General features: G+C 69.9%; 16 protein-coding genes. 9 read left to right on the top strand and 7 right to left on the bottom strand.

From position 1 onward, the window contains the following. Nucleotides 1–4 precede the first annotated feature (4 nt). The 4 genes from sucC to gloB form a co-directional block, all read right to left on the bottom strand. Nucleotides 5–1201, bottom strand: coding sequence for an ADP-forming succinate--CoA ligase subunit beta (gene sucC / locus MKK54_RS07470; protein ID WP_244010163.1), 1197 nt, complete (start codon nucleotides 1199–1201; stop codon nucleotides 5–7). A 105-nt stretch (nucleotides 1202–1306) separates the two neighbouring features. Next, nucleotides 1307–2269: a malate dehydrogenase gene (gene mdh / locus MKK54_RS07475; RefSeq protein ID WP_244010164.1), complete on the bottom strand. Its 963-nt coding sequence runs from the start codon at nucleotides 2267–2269 to the stop codon at nucleotides 1307–1309. Nucleotides 2270–2539: 270 nt separating this feature from the next. Then, nucleotides 2540–3160 carry a TetR/AcrR family transcriptional regulator gene (locus MKK54_RS07480; RefSeq protein WP_313898377.1) on the bottom strand — a complete coding sequence of 207 codons (621 nt, stop codon included), beginning with the start codon at nucleotides 3158–3160 and terminating at the stop codon, nucleotides 2540–2542. Between the two features lie 300 nt (nucleotides 3161–3460). Then, on the bottom strand, nucleotides 3461–4240 hold the full coding sequence (gene gloB / locus MKK54_RS07485; protein WP_244010166.1) for a hydroxyacylglutathione hydrolase: 780 nt from the start codon (nucleotides 4238–4240) through the stop codon (nucleotides 3461–3463). A 201-nt stretch (nucleotides 4241–4441) separates the two neighbouring features. On the opposite strand from gloB, the gene MKK54_RS07490 reads away from it, so the two are divergent. Together MKK54_RS07490 and MKK54_RS07495 are read left to right on the top strand one after the other, a co-directional pair. Then, nucleotides 4442–5176 (top strand): class I SAM-dependent methyltransferase, encoded by a 735-nt coding sequence (locus MKK54_RS07490; protein WP_244010167.1) that lies wholly within the window; start codon nucleotides 4442–4444, stop codon nucleotides 5174–5176. Nucleotides 5177–5180: 4 nt separating this feature from the next. Continuing rightward, nucleotides 5181–5882: a MarC family protein gene (locus MKK54_RS07495; protein ID WP_244010168.1), complete on the top strand. Its 702-nt coding sequence runs from the start codon at nucleotides 5181–5183 to the stop codon at nucleotides 5880–5882. A 229-nt stretch (nucleotides 5883–6111) separates the two neighbouring features. On the opposite strand, the gene MKK54_RS07500 is transcribed toward MKK54_RS07495, so the two are convergent. Next, nucleotides 6112–6645, bottom strand: a complete 534-nt coding sequence (locus MKK54_RS07500; RefSeq protein ID WP_244010169.1) for a hypothetical protein — start codon at nucleotides 6643–6645, stop codon at nucleotides 6112–6114. A gap of 309 nt (nucleotides 6646–6954) precedes the next feature. Here MKK54_RS07500 and dapB point away from each other — a divergent pair, with 309 nt between their 5' ends. From dapB to MKK54_RS07520, 4 genes are all read left to right on the top strand, one after another. Continuing rightward, nucleotides 6955–7752 carry a 4-hydroxy-tetrahydrodipicolinate reductase gene (gene dapB / locus MKK54_RS07505; protein WP_244010328.1) on the top strand — a complete coding sequence of 266 codons (798 nt, stop codon included), beginning with the start codon at nucleotides 6955–6957 and terminating at the stop codon, nucleotides 7750–7752. 145 nt (nucleotides 7753–7897) lie between these two features. Further along, nucleotides 7898–8536, top strand: coding sequence for a 2,3-bisphosphoglycerate-dependent phosphoglycerate mutase (locus MKK54_RS07510; RefSeq protein WP_244010170.1), 639 nt, complete (start codon nucleotides 7898–7900; stop codon nucleotides 8534–8536). A gap of 14 nt (nucleotides 8537–8550) precedes the next feature. Next, nucleotides 8551–9228 carry an alpha-ketoglutarate-dependent dioxygenase AlkB gene (locus tag MKK54_RS07515; protein ID WP_244010171.1) on the top strand — a complete coding sequence of 226 codons (678 nt, stop codon included), beginning with the start codon at nucleotides 8551–8553 and terminating at the stop codon, nucleotides 9226–9228. Nucleotides 9229–9346: 118 nt separating this feature from the next. Then, nucleotides 9347–10306, top strand: coding sequence for a hypothetical protein (locus MKK54_RS07520; RefSeq protein ID WP_244010172.1), 960 nt, complete (start codon nucleotides 9347–9349; stop codon nucleotides 10304–10306). Nucleotides 10307–10475: 169 nt separating this feature from the next. Here MKK54_RS07520 and grpE read toward each other — a convergent pair whose 3' ends face one another. Continuing rightward, nucleotides 10476–11099, bottom strand: a complete 624-nt coding sequence (gene grpE / locus MKK54_RS07525; protein WP_244010173.1) for a nucleotide exchange factor GrpE — start codon at nucleotides 11097–11099, stop codon at nucleotides 10476–10478. A gap of 84 nt (nucleotides 11100–11183) precedes the next feature. Continuing rightward, the gene (locus tag MKK54_RS07530) at nucleotides 11184–13973 is read right to left on the bottom strand and encodes a [protein-PII] uridylyltransferase (RefSeq protein ID WP_244010174.1); all 2790 of its coding nucleotides are present in this window, start codon (nucleotides 13971–13973) and stop codon (nucleotides 11184–11186) included. A gap of 202 nt (nucleotides 13974–14175) precedes the next feature. On the opposite strand from MKK54_RS07530, the gene MKK54_RS07535 reads away from it, so the two are divergent. The 3 genes from MKK54_RS07535 (at nucleotide 14176) to MKK54_RS07545 (ending at nucleotide 16227) form a co-directional block, all read left to right on the top strand. Further along, nucleotides 14176–14673 (top strand): hypothetical protein, encoded by a 498-nt coding sequence (locus MKK54_RS07535; protein WP_244010175.1) that lies wholly within the window; start codon nucleotides 14176–14178, stop codon nucleotides 14671–14673. A 165-nt stretch (nucleotides 14674–14838) separates the two neighbouring features. Then, nucleotides 14839–15546: a ribose-5-phosphate isomerase RpiA gene (gene rpiA / locus MKK54_RS07540; RefSeq protein ID WP_244010176.1), complete on the top strand. Its 708-nt coding sequence runs from the start codon at nucleotides 14839–14841 to the stop codon at nucleotides 15544–15546. A 63-nt stretch (nucleotides 15547–15609) separates the two neighbouring features. Then, a complete protein-coding gene (locus MKK54_RS07545) occupies nucleotides 15610–16227 on the top strand; it encodes a DUF2059 domain-containing protein (RefSeq protein ID WP_244010177.1) in 618 nt (205 codons plus the stop codon). Nucleotides 16228–16375 lie beyond the last annotated feature (148 nt).

Below are 16375 nucleotides of genomic sequence, written 5' to 3' on the forward strand. Positions count from 1 at the left end.
ACTCTCAGCCCTTCTTCACGGCGGCGACGATCTTCTGCGCGGCGTCGTCGAGGTCGTCGGCGGGGATCACGTTCAGCCCGGAATTCCGGATGATCTCCTTGCCCTTCTCGACGTTGGTGCCTTCCAGACGCACCACCAGGGGCACCTGCAGGCCCACCGCCTTCACCGCCGCGATCACGCCGTTGGCGATCACGTCGCACTTCATGATCCCGCCGAAGATGTTGACGAGGATGCCCTTCACCTGCGGATCGGCGGTGATGATCTTGAAGGCCGCCGTGACCTTTTCCTCGGAGGCGCCGCCGCCGACATCGAGGAAGTTCGCCGGCTCCTCGCCGTAGAGCTTGATGATGTCGAGGGTCGCCATGGCGAGGCCCGCGCCGTTGACCATGCAGCCGATGGTGCCGTCCAGCGCGATGTAGGCGAGGTCGTACTTGGAGGCCTCGATCTCCTTGGCGTCCTCCTCGGTCTCGTCGCGGAGCGCCACGATGTCCGGGTGGCGATAGAGGGCGTTCGAATCGAACGAGATCTTGGCGTCGAGGCACTTGAGGTGGCCGTCGCCGGTGAGCACCAGCGGGTTGATCTCCAGCATGCTCATGTCCTTGGCGGTGAACGCCGCGTAGAGCTTGGCGGTGAGATCGGCCGCTTCCTTGGCCTGCGCGCCGGAGAGGCCCAGCGTCTTGGCGACGAGGCGGCCGTGATGCGGCATCACGCCGGTGGCCGGATCGACCGAGAAGGTGACGATCTTCTCGGGCGTGTCGTGGGCCACCGTCTCGATGTCCATGCCGCCTTCCGTGGAGACGACGTAGGCGACCTTGCCGGTCTCGCGGTCGACCAGCATCGAGAGGTAGAACTCCGCCTCGATCTGCGCGCCCTCCTCGATGTAGAGGCGGTTGACCTGCTTGCCGGCCTCGCCGGTCTGGATCGTGACCAGGGTCTCGCCCAGCATCTCGCCGGCGAACTGTTTGACCTCGTCGATGGACTTGGTGACGCGCACGCCGCCCTTCGCGCCGGCGGGCGCGCCCTTGAAGGTGCCCTTGCCGCGGCCGCCCGCGTGGATCTGCGACTTCACCACCCAGACCGGGCCGCCGAGTTCCTTCGCGGCGGCCTCGGCCTCCTCGGGCTTGAAGATGGGCACGCCGCGCGACACGGGCAGGCCGAATTCCTTCAGCACCGCCTTGGCCTGATATTCGTGGATGTTCATGGATGAGACCCTCGACGTCATCCCGAAGCCGCGTCGCGGAGCCCGGGATCCAGAAACAGAGGTTGCGATCCAGGCCGCCACGGCGGCCCGGAATGACGGGCGGGACTAGGCCAGCGCGGGGTTCACGCCCTTGCAGGCCTCGATCAGGGTCTTCACGGCCCCGACGGACTTGTCGAACATCGCCTTCTCGTCACCGTTGAATTCGACTTCGAGCACGCGCTCGACGCCGTTCGCGCCGATCACGATCGGGACGCCGACATACATGTCGGAGACGCCGTACTCGCCGTTGAGGTAGGCGGCGCAGGGGAGCACGCGGCGCTTGTCGCGCAGGTAGCTCTCGGCCATGGCAATGGCGGAGGCGGCGGGCGCGTAGAAGGCCGAGCCGGTCTTGAGCAGGTTGACGATCTCGCCGCCGCCCTTGCGGGTGCGCTCGACCATGGCGTCGAGCTTCTCCTGCGTGGTCCAGCCGAGCTTGACCAGGTCGGGGAGCGGCACGCCGGCCACGGTGGAATAGCGCACCAGCGGCACCATGTCGTCGCCGTGCCCGCCGAGGACGAAGGCGGTGACGTCCTCCACCGAGACCTTGAATTCTTCCGCCAGGAAGTGCCGGAACCGCGCCGAATCCAGCACACCGGCCATGCCGACGACCTTGTGGGTCGGCAACCCCGAAAACTTCTGGAGCGCCCACACCATCGCGTCGAGGGGGTTGGTGATGCAGATCACGAAGGCGTCGGGCGCGTGGTTCTTGATGCCGGTACCGACGGCCTCCATGACCTTGAGGTTGATGCCGATCAGGTCGTCGCGGCTCATGCCGGGCTTGCGCGGCACGCCGGCGGTGACGATCACCACGTCGGCGCCCGCGATGGCGGCGTAGTCGCTGGCGCCCGTGTAGGTGGCGTCGAAGCCGTCGACGGGGGCGGATTCCGCGATGTCGAGACCCTTGCCCTGGGGCACGCCGTCCGCGATGTCGAAGAGGACGACGTCGCCGAGTTCCTTCAGGCCCGCCAGATGCGCGAGGGTTCCACCGATCTGTCCGGCGCCGATGAGCGCGATCTTGCTGCGTGCCATGGGGGAAACGAACCTCCGCTTCTGCTGTGACGGGTCACGTCGCTCGGGGCTCGGAACCACCGGCGCGCTGCTGCGGCGGTGTGTGGCCGAAAAGGCCCAGAGCTTCAACCGAGACACGAATGACAAAGCAGGGTTCGGGCCATGCCCTCCGGGACCCGCGCCGGATCGGCGTTCGAAAAAACTCAACCGGGGAAGTGGCTTATCGAGAACCACCGCGCGCCCGTTCGGCGGCAAAGCTCAAGTGACAGGCATCAAAATCTGTCACGGCGCCTAGAACGTGCCCGTTCGCAGCACCTTCTGGATGGCGAGAATCACGGCGCCGAGGCGCGCTTCCACGAGGTCGCGCGGCAGGTCGGCATCGTGCTGAATCGCCAGCGGATGGGTGAAGCGGTAGCTCGCATCGAAGATATGGGCGATGGCCCGCTCGCGGTCGCGGGCCACGAAGGCGCCCGCCCCGATGCCCTCCTCGACCACGCGCTCGACCAGGCTGCGCAGGCGCACCCGGTGGCGCCGGGCGATGGGGCGCGCGCCCACGGTGGCGTCGAGGTGGACGGCGAACAGGTTCGGCTCGTTGACCAGCGTCTCGCGCTGCACGCTCGCCAGGGCGGTGAGCAGGCGCTCGATCTTGTCGTCGGCCGGGTCCGGCGCGTCGGCGATCCGGGCGAGTTCCGCCTCCACGTCGCGCAGCCAGCGCCCCGCCACCGCGTCGAGGAGCGCGTCCTTGGAGGGGAAGTAGCGGTAGACGTTGGCGTGGGTCATCCCCGTCTCGGCCGCGACCGCCACGACGGTGACGCGTTTGGGGCCGAGGCGGCGCAGGTGCTCGGTGGCCACCGCGAGCAGGCGCGCATCCACCGCCAGGGGGGCCGCCGCGCGCGGCGCCGGGCGCCCCACGCGTGGAACGGAGATGCGCACGGCGCTCTCGCGGCCGGACGTGTCCCGGCCGGCCGCATCGTCCGACGGTTCGGCCCCCTGGTTCGCGCGAAGATCGATCTCGTGCCCGAAGGCGAAGGGCGGGCCGGGCGGCTGCATCAAACGGGACACCGGGGCTCGTGGACGGGGAACGCCTGGGCGGCAACGACGATGTCTCTCCGGACGAGGCGCCCCTGCCGGAGCGCATCCATCCGTCGAGAAGTCCAGAAGAGGGGCTCCAATGACAGGACCCGCCTTGCTGTAACGCCCCCCTTTAACGACTCAGAACCGGTTCTTCCAGGCCCTCAATGCCGCAAAGACAACCGAGGGCTGGACGCCGGGCGCGAGATCCACGGCCTGGGCGAGGGCCGGCTCGCCGGCGCGCAGGAACGGATTGGTCGCCCGCTCCTGCCCCATCGTGGTCGGAATCAGGAAGCGGCCCTCGGCCCGGGCGCGCTCGGCCTCCGCCGCGCGGGCGGCCAGCGCGGCGTTCCCGGGCTCGGCCGCGCGGGCGAAGCGGGCATTGGCGAGCACGTAATCGTGCCCCGAATAGACCGCCGTCGCGTCGGGCAGCGGCAGGAAGCGCTCCAGCGAGCGCCACAGGGTGGCGGGCTCGTCCTCCATCACCCGGCCGCAGCCGAGGGTGAACAGGGTGTCGCCGGCAAACACCACGCCTGCCTCCGCGAACCAGTAGGTCACGTGATCGGCGCAGTGCCCGGGCGTCTCCCAGACCTGCGCGGCGAGGTCGCCGACCCGGACCACGTCGCCCTCGGACACGGTGACGTCGACCTCCGGCACCGCGTCGCCCGCCTTGAGGGGCGCCGTCACCCGCGCGCCGGTGCGGCCCTTCACCTCCGGGATGCCCGCGACGTGATCGCCGTGCCGATGGGTGACGAGGATGTCGGTGAGGGTCCAGCCCGTTTCGTCGAGCGCCTTCAGGACGGGGCCCGCCTCCGGCACGTCGATGGCCGCGCAGGCGCCGGTGGCCGGGTCGCGGAGGAGCACGCCGATATTGTCGCTGCGGCAGAGGAAGGTGCGGATCTCGGGTCTCTGGAGGGACATGGGCGTTCCTTCGGATCGCGTCGGGCGGGACGGGCCCGAGCGGGAAATGGGTCGCGGCGGTGACGGTTCCAGCCGCGTGTCCCCCGCTCCTTGGCGGCCGCGCGCCGTTCCGGGCTTGTCGCGCCGGGCCACGGCCCCCATTGATGCCCTTGAACCCGTTGTCTCGCGCCGCACGCCCCGTGGCCGCACGAAACCCGTCCCATGCGCCTCGACGTCACCGATCTGCGCGCCTTCTACGCGAGCCCCCTGGGGGGCGTGACGCACCGCATCGTCGCGCGGGCGATCCACGGCTTCCTCGGCTCGGTCTCCGGCCTGCGGGTGCTTGGGCTCGGCTACGCCACGCCCTATCTCGGCCCCGTCCACGTCATCGCGGAGCGGACCCTGGCCTTCATGCCGGCGACGCAAGGGGTGGTGAACTGGCCCGGCAGCGGGCGGTCCTGCTCGGCGCTCGCCGACCCCACCATGATGCCCCTGCCGGAAGCGGCGGTGGACCGGGTGATCCTCGTCCACGCCCTCGAATCCGTGGAGAGCCCGACCGAGCTGCTGCAGGACGTCTGGCGGGTGCTGACGCCGGGGGGCCGGATGATCCTGGTGGTGCCGAACCGCCGCGGCGTCTGGGCCCGGCGCGACGCGACGCCCTTCGGCCACGGCCAGCCCTACAGCCGCTCGCAGCTCGCCCGGCTGATGCGCACCACGCAGTTCTCGCCCGAGGGCTGGGCCGAGACGCTCTACATGCCGCCGGTGGAGAACCGCCTGCTGCTGCGCACCTCGGGCGCCTGGGAGCGCCTGGGCACCGGCCTGTCGCTGCCCTTCGCCGGGCTCCACGTGGTCGACGCCACCAAGCAGCTCTATCGCCCCGTCGCCGTGCGCCGGGTGCGCAGGGCCACCCGCCTCGCCCCGGCCCGCGCGCTGGTGCCCGCTCCCTCCCCGGGTTGACCGCATGCCGAGCCTCATCGCGCCGGAGGCCGCGCTCCAGAGCTTCGTGCTCGCCTTCTCCGCGCTGTTCTCCATCGTGAACCCGGTGGGCTCGTCGCTGATCTTCGCGCAGGTGACGGCCGCGAACTCGCATGGCGAGCGCCTCGAACTCGCCCGGCGCATCGGCTTCTACGCCGCCCTGATCATGCTGGCCGCCCTCTGGGCCGGGGCGCCGATCCTCAACTTCTTCGGCGTCTCGCTGGCGGCGTTGCGCATCGCCGGAGGCCTCGTGGTGGCGGCCTCCGCCTGGACGCTGCTCACGGCCCCGGAGGCCCGCGAGGCCCGCAAGCAGGCGGAGGCGACGCGCGAGCCCGCCGGCACCGCGGACGGAAACCTGGCCGAGATCGCGTTCTTCCCGCTCACCCTGCCCTTCACCACCGGCCCCGGCACCATCGCGGTGGCGATCGCGCTGGGCTCCAACCGGCCGGCCCCGGGCCCCGACCGCATCGGCTTCTACGTGGGCATGTCCCTGGCCGCCCTCGCCATCGCCGTGCTGGTGCGCTTCACCTACGGCTCGGCCGACCGGGTGGTGACCTGGATCGGCCCCGTCGGCGCGCGCGTGCTGGGGCGGCTCTTCGCCTTCCTGCTCCTCTGCGTCGGCACCCAGATCACCGTCAACGGCATCACCGACGTGCTCGGACCGTTGCTGGCGCAGGCGCGGGCCTGAGGCGCGTGGGCCTCCCTGGCTGTGGTCGGCGTGGCTCGGCTTGAGATTGGTGCGGTGGCTCTACCGGTGGGTCGCGACCCGTTGCAGACCCTTGGAAGGTTCGCTTTTCGGCAAATTGATCGCCGATGACCTACGGCTGAGTTGGGTGGATGTGAGACTGTCCGCTTCCGCGAGGCAAGCGCGTCTGAGCGGACGTCATCGTCCTGCCCATTGCACCCCCTGCCGGTTCTCAGAAGCACTCTGCCGTGCACGGCGTGAAGCCTCCCAAGCGAGGTACATTATAGCCCCCGACAATTTGCCGATTCCTCATGCGGATTCCCCAGCTGCCACACACACGACCCACATTTATAGTACTCATTTTTGTAGTCCAATAAGCACAATTCGTATCATATCGGGCCTTTACATCGCCAAACCCGAAATCCTCAAGTATTTCTTTTACTTTTCTTGGCCGAATATCAAAACTAACATCATTGTTGTAAACAACCCTTATGAATGCTGGCCTCATGGCCTCTCTATCACACGACGAAATTCCATTATGGCAACTAAATGTTATGTAGTAATCTCGATCATTAAATTTAGCCATCAAAATAATATTACCATGTTTTGTTAAATATGATTTAGTCTTAAGTGCCGATTCTGCTTCAAATATACTTGTTTCCATATTCAAAACACCAAATAGCGCCCTGATTGATTGTGCAAAACTGGGAATCGTGGAAATAATAAATATTCCAGCGGCTGAGGCTGTTAGCGACAAGGCGTTCATGAGCGTCATATGATGTGAGGAAATCTACGACTGAAGCTATATGCTGATTCTTCGATTTGTAATTGGACCCAATTTCAAATGGCGTCCGCCATATGACGGCTTCGGGGACGTTCAAGCAATCCTCGGGACACACGACATGGGTCGGGAGCCGTAAGTCCGCTGAGAAACCAAAGGCCAAGGCCCGCTCCCCACACGGTGCGGACGCGCCGACCGGATTTCAAATCCGCGCCCCGCCCACCCCATCCTTGTCCCCCAGGGCAGGAAACGGTACCGCAACCTCCGGATTCGACAGGCGGGATGAGGCCAAGCATGCGGCTCGTGGTGGTGGGCGCCGACGGGCGCATGGGGCGGATGCTGATCCGCGCGGTGGCGGAGACCGAGGGCTGCACCCTGTCGGGCGCCATCGAGCGCGAAGGCTCACCGGCCCTCGGACAGGATGCCGGGACGCTCGCCGGCCTCGGGGCGCTGGGCGTCACCGTCACCGACGATCCGCTTCCGGTCTTCGCGGCGGCCGAGGGCGTGCTCGACTTCACGGCCCCGGCCGCCACCACCTTCTTCGCCGAACTCGTCGCGCAGGCGCGGATCGTCCACGTGGTCGGCACCACGGGCATGCAGGAGACGGATCTGGCCAAGCTCGGGGCCGCCGCCCACCATGCCCGCATCGTGCGCTCCGGCAACATGTCGCTCGGCGTCAACCTCGTCGCCGGCCTCGTGCGCCGGATGGCGGCGGCGCTCGGCGAGGATTTCGACATCGAGATCCTGGAAATGCATCACCGCATGAAGGTCGATGCGCCCTCCGGAACAGCGCTGCTCCTCGGCGAGGCGGCGGCGGAGGGGCGCGGCGTCGCGCTCGCCGACACGCGGGTCTCCACCCGCGACGGGCATACCGGCGCGCGCCGCCCGGGCGACATCGGCTTCGCGACCCTGCGGGGCGGCTCGGTGGTGGGCGACCACAGCGTGGTCTTCGCCGGCCCCGGCGAGCGCATCACCGTCAGCCACTACGCCGAGGACCGGGCGATCTTCGCGCGCGGCGCGGTGCGGGCCGCGCTCTGGGCCTTCGACAAGCCGCCGGGGCTCTACGGCATGGACGACGTGCTCGGGCTCTGACCGGGCTCCGCGTCATCCCCCGTTCAGTTCCGGGCGCGCATGAGCCCGCGCGACCGCGACACGGTTTCGTTGCATCGCAGCATGTGGCAAAGACCGGCCGACTTCCGATCAACACCTTACCAAAGACCAAGAGGATCGTCCCCCGATGGAGCGCCTTCTCGTCCTCGCTCGCCATGGCCAGAGCGACTGGAATCTCAAGAAGCTGTTCACGGGCTGGCGTGATCCCGAACTCACGGATCTCGGCGTCGAGGAGGCGCGCAACGCCGGCCGCTGGCTCAAGGAGCAGGGCTACGGCTTCGACGTCGCCTTCACGTCGAACCTCAAGCGGGCCCAGCGCACCTGCGCGCTGATCCTCGAGGAGATGGGCCGGAGCGACATCGAGACGATCCGCAACGAGGCCCTGAACGAGCGCGATTACGGCGACCTCTCCGGCCTCAACAAGGACGATGCCCGCGAGCGCTGGGGCGACGCCCAGGTCCACCAGTGGCGCCGCTCCTACGACGTGCCCCCGCCCGGCGGCGAGAGCCTGAAGGACACCGCCGCGCGCGTGCTGCCCTACTACATCCAGTTCATCCTTCCCCGCGTGATGGCGGGGGAGCGCGTGCTGGTGGCCGCCCACGGCAACTCGCTGCGCGCCCTGGTGATGGTGCTCGACGGGATGACCACGAAGACCATCGCCAGCCTCGAGATCGCCACCGGCATCCCGCTGGTCTACGGGCTCAAGGCCGACACCACGGTGGAGAGCAAGACGGTGCTGGAGCACGACATCGACCACAAGGCCTGACACGGCGGCCGTCCGTGTCGCCGACACCGCCGGCCGGGATCGTCCTCGCGCCCGGCCTGATCCACGTTCCGGGCTACCTCGACGGCCCGGCGCGGGCGCGCCTTGCCGCCGAACTCGCCGCCGCCCTGGCCCTCGCGCCGCCCTACACCCCGCGCATGCCCCGCACGGGCACGCCGTTCTCGGTGCGGATGTCGAATTGCGGCCCCCTCGGCTGGGTCTCGGACCGGGCGGGCTACCGGTACCAGCCGCGCCATCCCGAGACCGGCGCGCCCTGGCCGGCCATTCCGGCGACCGCGCTGGCCGCCTGGGACGCGCTCGCCGATTACCCGGCGCCGCCCGAGGCCTGCCTCGTCAACCTCTACGGCGCCACAGCCCGCATGGGCCTGCACCAGGACCGGGACGAGGACGCCCTCGACGCGCCGGTGCTCTCGCTCTCCCTCGGCGCCACCGCGCTGTTTCGCTACGGCGGTCTTTCCCGCAGCGATCCGACCCGCTCGGTGCGGCTGCGCACCGGTGACGCGCTCGTGATCGGGGGCGCGGCGCGGCTGATCCACCACGGAGTCGACCGGCTCGTGCCCGAGGCCCCCCTCCTGCCGCAGGGCGCCGACCGTCCGGCGCTGATGCCCTTCCTGCCGGAAGGCGGGCGCTGCAACCTGACCCTGCGCCGCGTGACGCGGCCGCCGGACGCTTGACAGCGGCGGGGCGCGGGCCGACCCATCGCGTCAGCCACACCGGCGGAACGCCTTCGGGCGCGGCGCCGATCCACCCGGCCGAACGTCCGAGACCGGGGCCTTGCGGAGAACCGATTCGATGCGTCTGCGTACCCTCGCCCGTCCCGTCTCGATCCTGGCCCTGGCGCTCGGGCTGGCGGGCCCCGCGCTCGCGGCCGATCCGGTGTTCCCCCCGAGTTCGCGCTTCGGCTTCGATCCGCCCTCCGACATGGTCTCCTCGAAGCGCTTCTCCGGGCTGGAGCGGCTGGAGGGCGGGGCGACGGTCTCGGTGGTGGAACTGCCGGCCAGCGCCTTCGCGGATCTCGAGACCAACTTCACCGACGCGAACCTGAAGGCCCAGGGCTTCGTCGTCTCGAACCGGCAGGCCATCAAGGTCGCGGGCGGGGTCGACGCCGTGCTGTTCACCGGCGACCAGCCGGCGGTGGAGGCCGCCGGCACCCCGGCGATCAAGAAGTGGATGCTCCTCGTCGGCGACCCGACCGTGACCGGCATCATCATCGCGCAGGCGACGCCCGATGCCGAGACCGAGGAGACCATGAAGCGGCTCTTGACCGGCATCCACATCCGGCCGGCGCTCACCCTGGAGCAGCAGGTCGCGGCCCTGCCCTTCCGCATCGGCAACGAGGCCGGCTTTCGTCCCGTGCGGGTGCTCGCCGGCAATTCGGTGCTGCTGACGCAAGGGGACAAGGATGAGATGCTCGGCCTGGAGCAGCCGATCCTGGTCCTGGCGCAGGCGGTGCAGCCGCCCCCGGCCACCGAGCAGCGCGACGCCTTCGCGCGCGCCGCACTCTACTCGAACCAGACCATGAAGGATTTCGTGATCGAGCGGGCCCAGAGCTACCGCCAGAACGGCGTCGACTGGCACGAGATCGTGGCACGCGCCGTGGATACGGCCTCGAACACGCCCGTGGTCATCTCGCAGACCATCCGCTTCGCGCCGGACGGCTACCTGCGCGCCGTCGGCGTGGTCAAGGCCGAGAAGCGCGAGGGGGTGCTGGCGAAGTTCCGCGAGGTCGTCGACAGCGTGCAGATGCGCTAGGGGCGACCGATTCAACCCGGTCGCAAGGTCCTTCTCCCCTCCGCGGGAGACGGTGGCCCGCAAAGCGGGTCGGATGAGGGGAGCGAGGGTGCCGGAGAGGGCTTCCCCTCTCCCGCCTGGTCCGCGGGCACCCTCCCCCGCAGAGGGGGGAGGGTCACAGGCGCCAAGCTCAGGCCGCGTCGGCCGGAGCAGCGCTCGGCTTCGGTCCACCCTTGGCCACACCCACCAGGGCCGGGCGCAGGACGCGGTCGCCGATGATGTAGCCGGCCTGCATGACCTGGACCACGGTGCCGGTGGGAACCTCCGGGTCCGGCACCTCGAACATCGCCTGATGGCGGTTCGGATCGAAGCGCTGGCCCTTGGGCTCGATCGGCTTGACGCCGTGGCGCTCCAGGGTCTTGGCAAGGTCGCGCTCGGTGAGCTCGATGCCGTCGATCAGGGCCTTGAAGGCGCCGTCCGCGCTCGTCCGGTCGGCCTCCGGAATGCTCTCCAGGGCGCGGCGGATGTTGTCGGCCGAGTTCAGGAGATCGCGGGCGAAGTTCGTCACCGCGTAGGCGCGGGCATCGGCGACCTCGCGCTCGGTGCGCCGGCGCAGGTTCTCCATCTCGGCGAGCGTGCGCAGGACCCGGTCCTTCAGCTCGTCGCGTTCGGCCAGCAGGGGCGCCAGCGCGTCGGCCTGGGACGCTTCGGCAGGGCCGGCCTCCGGAGCCTGTGCGGCGCCCGCGGCGCCTGAGGTTTCCTCGACCGCCTGGGTCGGGTCGCGCCGCTCGTCGTGCATGTCGTTCGCCATCATGGAGTTTCGTCGAAACAAGGGGTTCGGGGTTGGCGCTGATATCAGGCGACGCCGCCGCGAAATCAAGCGCGCCCCAGCGCCGGGTCACGCTTCCCGGGGCGGGGGCGAGTCGATCAGCGCGTCGAGTCCCTCGGCGCGCAGGGCCGCGACGTCGCTGGCGAAGACCTCCATCACGGCCGAACGAATCGCCACCTGGCGGTCGGGCTGCGTCACCCGGGTGCCGGTGAGGTCGGTCACGTAGAACACGTCCACCGCCCGCTCGCCGAAGGTCGCCACATGGGCCGAGGTGATGTTGAGGCTGAGCCGGCTCAGGGCCGTGGTCAGTTCGTAGAGCAGGCCGGGACGGTCGAGGCCGGTGATCTCGATCACGGTCTCGCGGCTCGACAGGGCGTTGTCGATCGCCATGTCGGGCGGCACCAGGAAGGTCGGCGCGCGCGCGCTCGGCGGGTGCTTGTCGGCCACGAGGTCGGCGATGCGGATCTCGCCGCGCAGGGCCTTCTCGATGGCGCCGGTGATGCGGGCCGCCCGGCGCAATTCGTCCTCGTCCCGCTCGAAGGCGCGGGAGACGAAGATCGAGTCGAGGGCGAAACCGTCGGTGGTGGTGAAGATCTGCGCGTCGACGATGTTGCCGCCCGAGGCCGCGCAGGCCCCGGTGACGATGGCGAGCAGGCGCGGATGGTCGGGCGAGTAGATCGTCAGTTCGGTGACGCCGCGCACGGGGTCGGTCTCGGCGGCGGTGGCCACCGTCCGGCCCTCCGCCGTCAGCGCCTTGATGAAGCCCGCGTGCTTGAACTGGCGCGTGGTGTCGACCTTGAGCCAGTAGGCTTGGTTGTGGCGGCTCGCATAGGCGTCGAAGACCTCCGATTCCCAGCCCGTGAGCTGCTCGCGCAGGGCCATCTGGATCAGGCGCACCCGGTCGGTGCGGGCGATCTCGGAATGGCCGCCCGAGAGCACCACCTCGGTCTCGTCGTAGAGGGTGCGGATCAGCGTGCCCTTCCAGGCGGTCCAGACGCCGGGGCCCACGGCCTTGATGTCGGCCACCGTCAGGATGGTGAGGAGCTTCAGCCGCTCCAGGCTCTGGACCACGCCGGCGAACTTCTCGATGGTCTTGGGGTCCGAGAGGTCGCGGCTCTGGGCCGTCATCGACATCAGCAGGTGGTGCTCCACCAGCCAGGCCATCAGCTCGGTCTCGGCGGCCGTCAGGCCGAAGCGCGGCCCGAGCTTCTCGGCGATCGCCGCGCCCGCGATGGAATGGTCCTCCGGGCGGCCCTTGGCGATGTCGTGCAGGAGCACCGTGACGTAGAGCGCGCGCCGGTGGCTGATCGTGTCGATGAGCCGGGTGGCGAGGGGATGCTCCTCCTCCGTGCGCCCGGATTCGATGGCCGAGAGCACCCCAATGGCACGCAGCAGGTGCTCGTCCACCGTGAAGTGGTGGTACATGTTGAACTGCATCATCGCGACGATGCGGCCGAAATCCGGGATGAAGCGGCCGAGCACGCCGGCCTCGTTCATCAGCCGCAGGGTGGTCTCGGGCGAGTTCTTCGAGGTCAGGATGTCGAGGAAGAGCCGGTTGGCCTCCTCGTCCGCCCGCAGGGAATGGCCGATGAGGCGCAAGGAGCGGTTGGCCATCCGGGTCGCGTCCGGGTGTATCGGCAGGTTGTGCCGGTCGGCGAGCCAGAACAGCCGGATCAGGTTGACCGGATCGCGGCTGAAGGCGTCGGTGTCGCGCAGGTTGATCCGGCCGTGATCGTCGACGAAATCCTCCGCCTCGATGGCGGTGGCGCGGAAGCGGTCGCGGAACCGGCCGATCCAGCGGTCGAGCACCGGCGTGCGCTTGGCGTGGCGCGCCTCCAGCGCCGCGCAGACGATGGCGGTGAGGTCGCCGACCTCCTTGGCGATGAGGAAATACGCCTTCATGAAGCGCTCGACGCCGGACAGGCCGCCGCGCGGCTCGTAGCCGAAGCGCTCGGCGATGCGCGGCTGCAGGCCGAAGGAGAGGCGCTCCTCGGCCCGGCCGGTGACGAAGTGCATGTGGCAGCGCACCCGCCAGAGCAGCTCGTCGCAGCGCTCGAACACCCGGTACTCCTCCGGGGTGAACAGGCCGGCGGCCACGAGCTCGCTCTGGTCGCGCACCCGGTAGGTGTACTTGGCGATCCAGAACAGGGTGTTGAGGTCGCGCAGCCCCCCCTTGCCGTCCTTGACGTTGGGCTCGACGAGGTAGCGCGAGGCCCCCGCCTTCGAGACCCGGCCGTCGCGCTCGCGCAGCTTGGCCTCGACGAATTCGGGGGCGGTCCACATCACGAGTTCGGTATCGAAGCGGGTGACGAGTTCCTCGAACAGCGCGCGGGTGCCGAACAGGTAGCGCGCCTCCAGCAGCGAGGTGCGGATGGTCATGTCGGCGCGGCCCTCGCGCAGGCATTCCTCTACCGAGCGGGTGGCGTGGCCGACCTTCATCTTGAGGTCCCAGAGCACGTAGAGCATCGCCTCGACGACGCTCTCGGACCAGGCGGTCTGCTTGTAGGGCAGCAGGAACAGGAGATCGATGTCCGAGCCCGGCGCCATCGTGCCCCGGCCGTAGCCGCCGGTCGCCACCACCGCGAGCTGCTCGCCGGTGGAGGGGTTGTCGTTCGGGTAGAGGCGCCACACGACCGCGTCGTGGATGGTGCGGATCACCGCGTCGGTGAGCTGGCTCAAGCGTCGGGCGCAGGCGATGCCGTCACGCTCCTCCAGGAGCCGCGCTTCGGCGTCGGCGCGCCCGAGTTCGATGACGCGCCGCAGTTCCGGAACCAGCACGGCCCGCAACCGCGTCGCCTCTCGGGCGTCGCGGTCGAGGTTCTGGAGGATGTCGTTCAGGGTGGCGACGGCGTCGAACATGACTCATCCCGTTAGCATGTTGGCGGAACGACGCCAGCGGGTTCACCGCGCGGGCGGGGACGCGTGTGGGTTCCGACCGACTTTCCGGAGGGCCCGAGCCGGTGCGCGGGCCATGGTTGCGCCGCAAGGCGGCGTTAGCGCTGCCCCGGATCCTCCGAATTCCCGTCGTCGCGCGAAGCTCAGCACTGAACGAAGGCCCCAGATGCGTCCGACCCTGCGCTCGTTTGTCTCCCCCGCGACCCGCGCCGCCCTGGGGGCCGCCGGCCTCCTCGCGGTGCTCGGCACGCCGGCCGCCGCCGCCTCCTTCGAGTTCGTGCCGGCGCCCCAGATCGACCTCAACCGGGTCTACCGGGTCGACAAGGTGACGGGCGAGGTCACCTCCTGCCAGTACGGCTTGCGCGAGGGCGCGGTGGGCAGCGTCGGGCTCACCGTCTGCTACGGCGCGGGCGAGGGCGCGAGCGCGCAGGCGCCCTCCGAATACGGCCTCGTCGCCTCGCGCCACACCCGCGAGGCGGGCGTGTTCCGGGTCAATTACCGCACGGGCGAGATGAGCATCTGCTACGTGCAGCTCCAGCGGGAGGCCGTGGTCTGCACCGCCCAGGCGAACCCGGCCGGTCCGGGCGCCGAGGAGGCCGCCGCCGGCCCGGCCCCCGGCCGCGCGGTCCCCAGCGCCACGCCGCCCCAGGGCGGACGGCCCTGAGCGCGGTCCCCGCGCGCGACCGCCCGCCGCGACGCGTTGGACGGGCCGGCCCGGCGTGGTAGGGGCACGGCGAACGCAGTCGCGCCTTCGTCACCGCCCCTTCGCCTCTCGCCCGAGCCTTCCCATGCCATGCGCCCGCCCCGTCCCGACCCCAGGAGCCCAGGCGTGAGCGGGCCGGATCTGCGCCGCGCCGCGGCGGAGGTCGCCGTGGACCTCGTCACGCCCGGCATGCGCCTCGGGATCGGCACCGGCTCCACCGCCAACGTCTTCGTCGAACTGCTCGGCGCGCGGGTGCGCGCCGGCCTCGACGTGGTCGGCGTGCCGACTTCGGAAGCGACGCGGGTCGCCGCGGAGGCCGCCGGCATCCGCCTCGCGACGCTGGAGGCGATGCCCGAACTCGACCTCACCATCGACGGCGCCGACGAGATCGACGGCGCGATGCGCCTCGTGAAGGGCGGCGGCGGCGCGCTGCTGCGCGAGAAGATCGTGGCCTTCGCCAGCCATCGCATGGTGGTGATCGCGGACGGCGCCAAGCGGGTGGACACCCTCGGGGCCTTCCCGCTGCCGATCGAGGTCAACGCCTTCGGCCTCGGCGCCACCCGGCGCGCCGTGGAGGCCGCCCTGCGGGCGAGCGGCTGCGCGGGCGAACTCGTGCTGCGCGCACGGGACGGCGTGCCCTTCGTCACCGATGGCGGCCACCACATCCTCGATGCCCGCCTCGGGCGCATTCCCGCTCCCGAAGCCCTCTCGGCCGCCCTCTGGGCGGTGCCGGGGGTGGTCGAGCACGGCCTGTTCCTCGGCCTCGCCACCGGCGCCATCCTGGCCGAGGCGCGGGACGGACGGGCGGTGGTGACCCGGCTCGGGATCGTCTGAGGCCAACGCCCGCCATCATCCAATCCTCCCACCCGTCCCGCCGAATCCTCCGGAGCGTCCGCCATGTCCCGTAGAATCGCGTCCCGTAGAATCGCGTCCCGCCGCCTCGCCGTCCTGGCGGCCCTCGTCCTCGCGGGCACCGCGCCCGCCGCCCTGGCCCAGGCGCCGAGCCCGGCACCGGGCCAGAAGCCGCCCGCGCCCAAGGCCGGCACCAAGGCGGCCGCGCCCGCGCCGAGCACCCCCGCCGCGCAGAGCCCGGCCTACACGGCCAACCACCTGGCGCTCGCCCGCGAAGTGATGCTGAGCTCGGGCATCGCCCGCTCGTTCGACTCGATCATTCCGGCCTTCAGCGACCGCATCCGCCAGAACGCCGTGACCCGTCCGGAGCTGACCAAGGACCTCGACGCCGTGCTGGCGGGGCTGGAGCCGGAGCTGGAACTGCAGAAGCAGTCGATGATCGACATCGCGGCGCGGATCTACGCCAGCCGCCTGTCCGAGGCCGAGCTGACCGAGATCGCGGCGTTCTTCCGCTCGCCCGCCGGCAAGCGCTACGTCGAGACCCAGCCGCAGGTGCTCGACGACATCGTCGGGGCCATGCAGAACTGGACCCAGGAAGTCTCGGAATACGTGATGGTGCGGGTGCGCGCCGAGATGGCCAAGAAGGGCCATCAGCTTCAGTAAAGCGCCCTTCGCGGCGTCCGCGGGGCGGCGGAGCCCGCCGTCTCATACCGATCTTCCGGTGATCCCTTCGGGATGGTGGATCGGGTCTTCGCTCAGGCGCCGCGTGGGCTGAGCGAGACCGTCTCCGCTTCGATCGAGGGAAGACGGG

Origin of the sequence: Methylobacterium sp. J-068 (assembly GCF_022829445.1) — a bacterium.
Classification (GTDB): Bacteria; Pseudomonadota; Alphaproteobacteria; order Rhizobiales; family Beijerinckiaceae; genus Methylobacterium.

Coding starts and splice junctions, on each gene's coding strand:
- MKK54_RS07545 (WP_244010177.1), top strand. CDS start 15,610: ATGTCCCGTAGAATCGCGTCCCGTAGAATCGCGTCCCGCCGCCTCGCC.
- MKK54_RS07490 (WP_244010167.1), top strand. CDS start 4,442: ATGCGCCTCGACGTCACCGATCTGCGCGCCTTCTACGCGAGCCCCCTG.
- MKK54_RS07520 (WP_244010172.1), top strand. CDS start 9,347: ATGCGTCTGCGTACCCTCGCCCGTCCCGTCTCGATCCTGGCCCTGGCG.
- grpE (WP_244010173.1), bottom strand. CDS start 11,099: ATGATGGCGAACGACATGCACGACGAGCGGCGCGACCCGACCCAGGCG.
- MKK54_RS07500 (WP_244010169.1), bottom strand. CDS start 6,645: ATGAACGCCTTGTCGCTAACAGCCTCAGCCGCTGGAATATTTATTATT.
- mdh (WP_244010164.1), bottom strand. CDS start 2,269: ATGGCACGCAGCAAGATCGCGCTCATCGGCGCCGGACAGATCGGTGGA.
- MKK54_RS07495 (WP_244010168.1), top strand. CDS start 5,181: ATGCCGAGCCTCATCGCGCCGGAGGCCGCGCTCCAGAGCTTCGTGCTC.
- MKK54_RS07535 (WP_244010175.1), top strand. CDS start 14,176: ATGCGTCCGACCCTGCGCTCGTTTGTCTCCCCCGCGACCCGCGCCGCC.
- MKK54_RS07530 (WP_244010174.1), bottom strand. CDS start 13,973: ATGTTCGACGCCGTCGCCACCCTGAACGACATCCTCCAGAACCTCGAC.
- sucC (WP_244010163.1), bottom strand. CDS start 1,201: ATGAACATCCACGAATATCAGGCCAAGGCGGTGCTGAAGGAATTCGGC.
- MKK54_RS07510 (WP_244010170.1), top strand. CDS start 7,898: ATGGAGCGCCTTCTCGTCCTCGCTCGCCATGGCCAGAGCGACTGGAAT.
- gloB (WP_244010166.1), bottom strand. CDS start 4,240: ATGTCCCTCCAGAGACCCGAGATCCGCACCTTCCTCTGCCGCAGCGAC.
- dapB (WP_244010328.1), top strand. CDS start 6,955: ATGCGGCTCGTGGTGGTGGGCGCCGACGGGCGCATGGGGCGGATGCTG.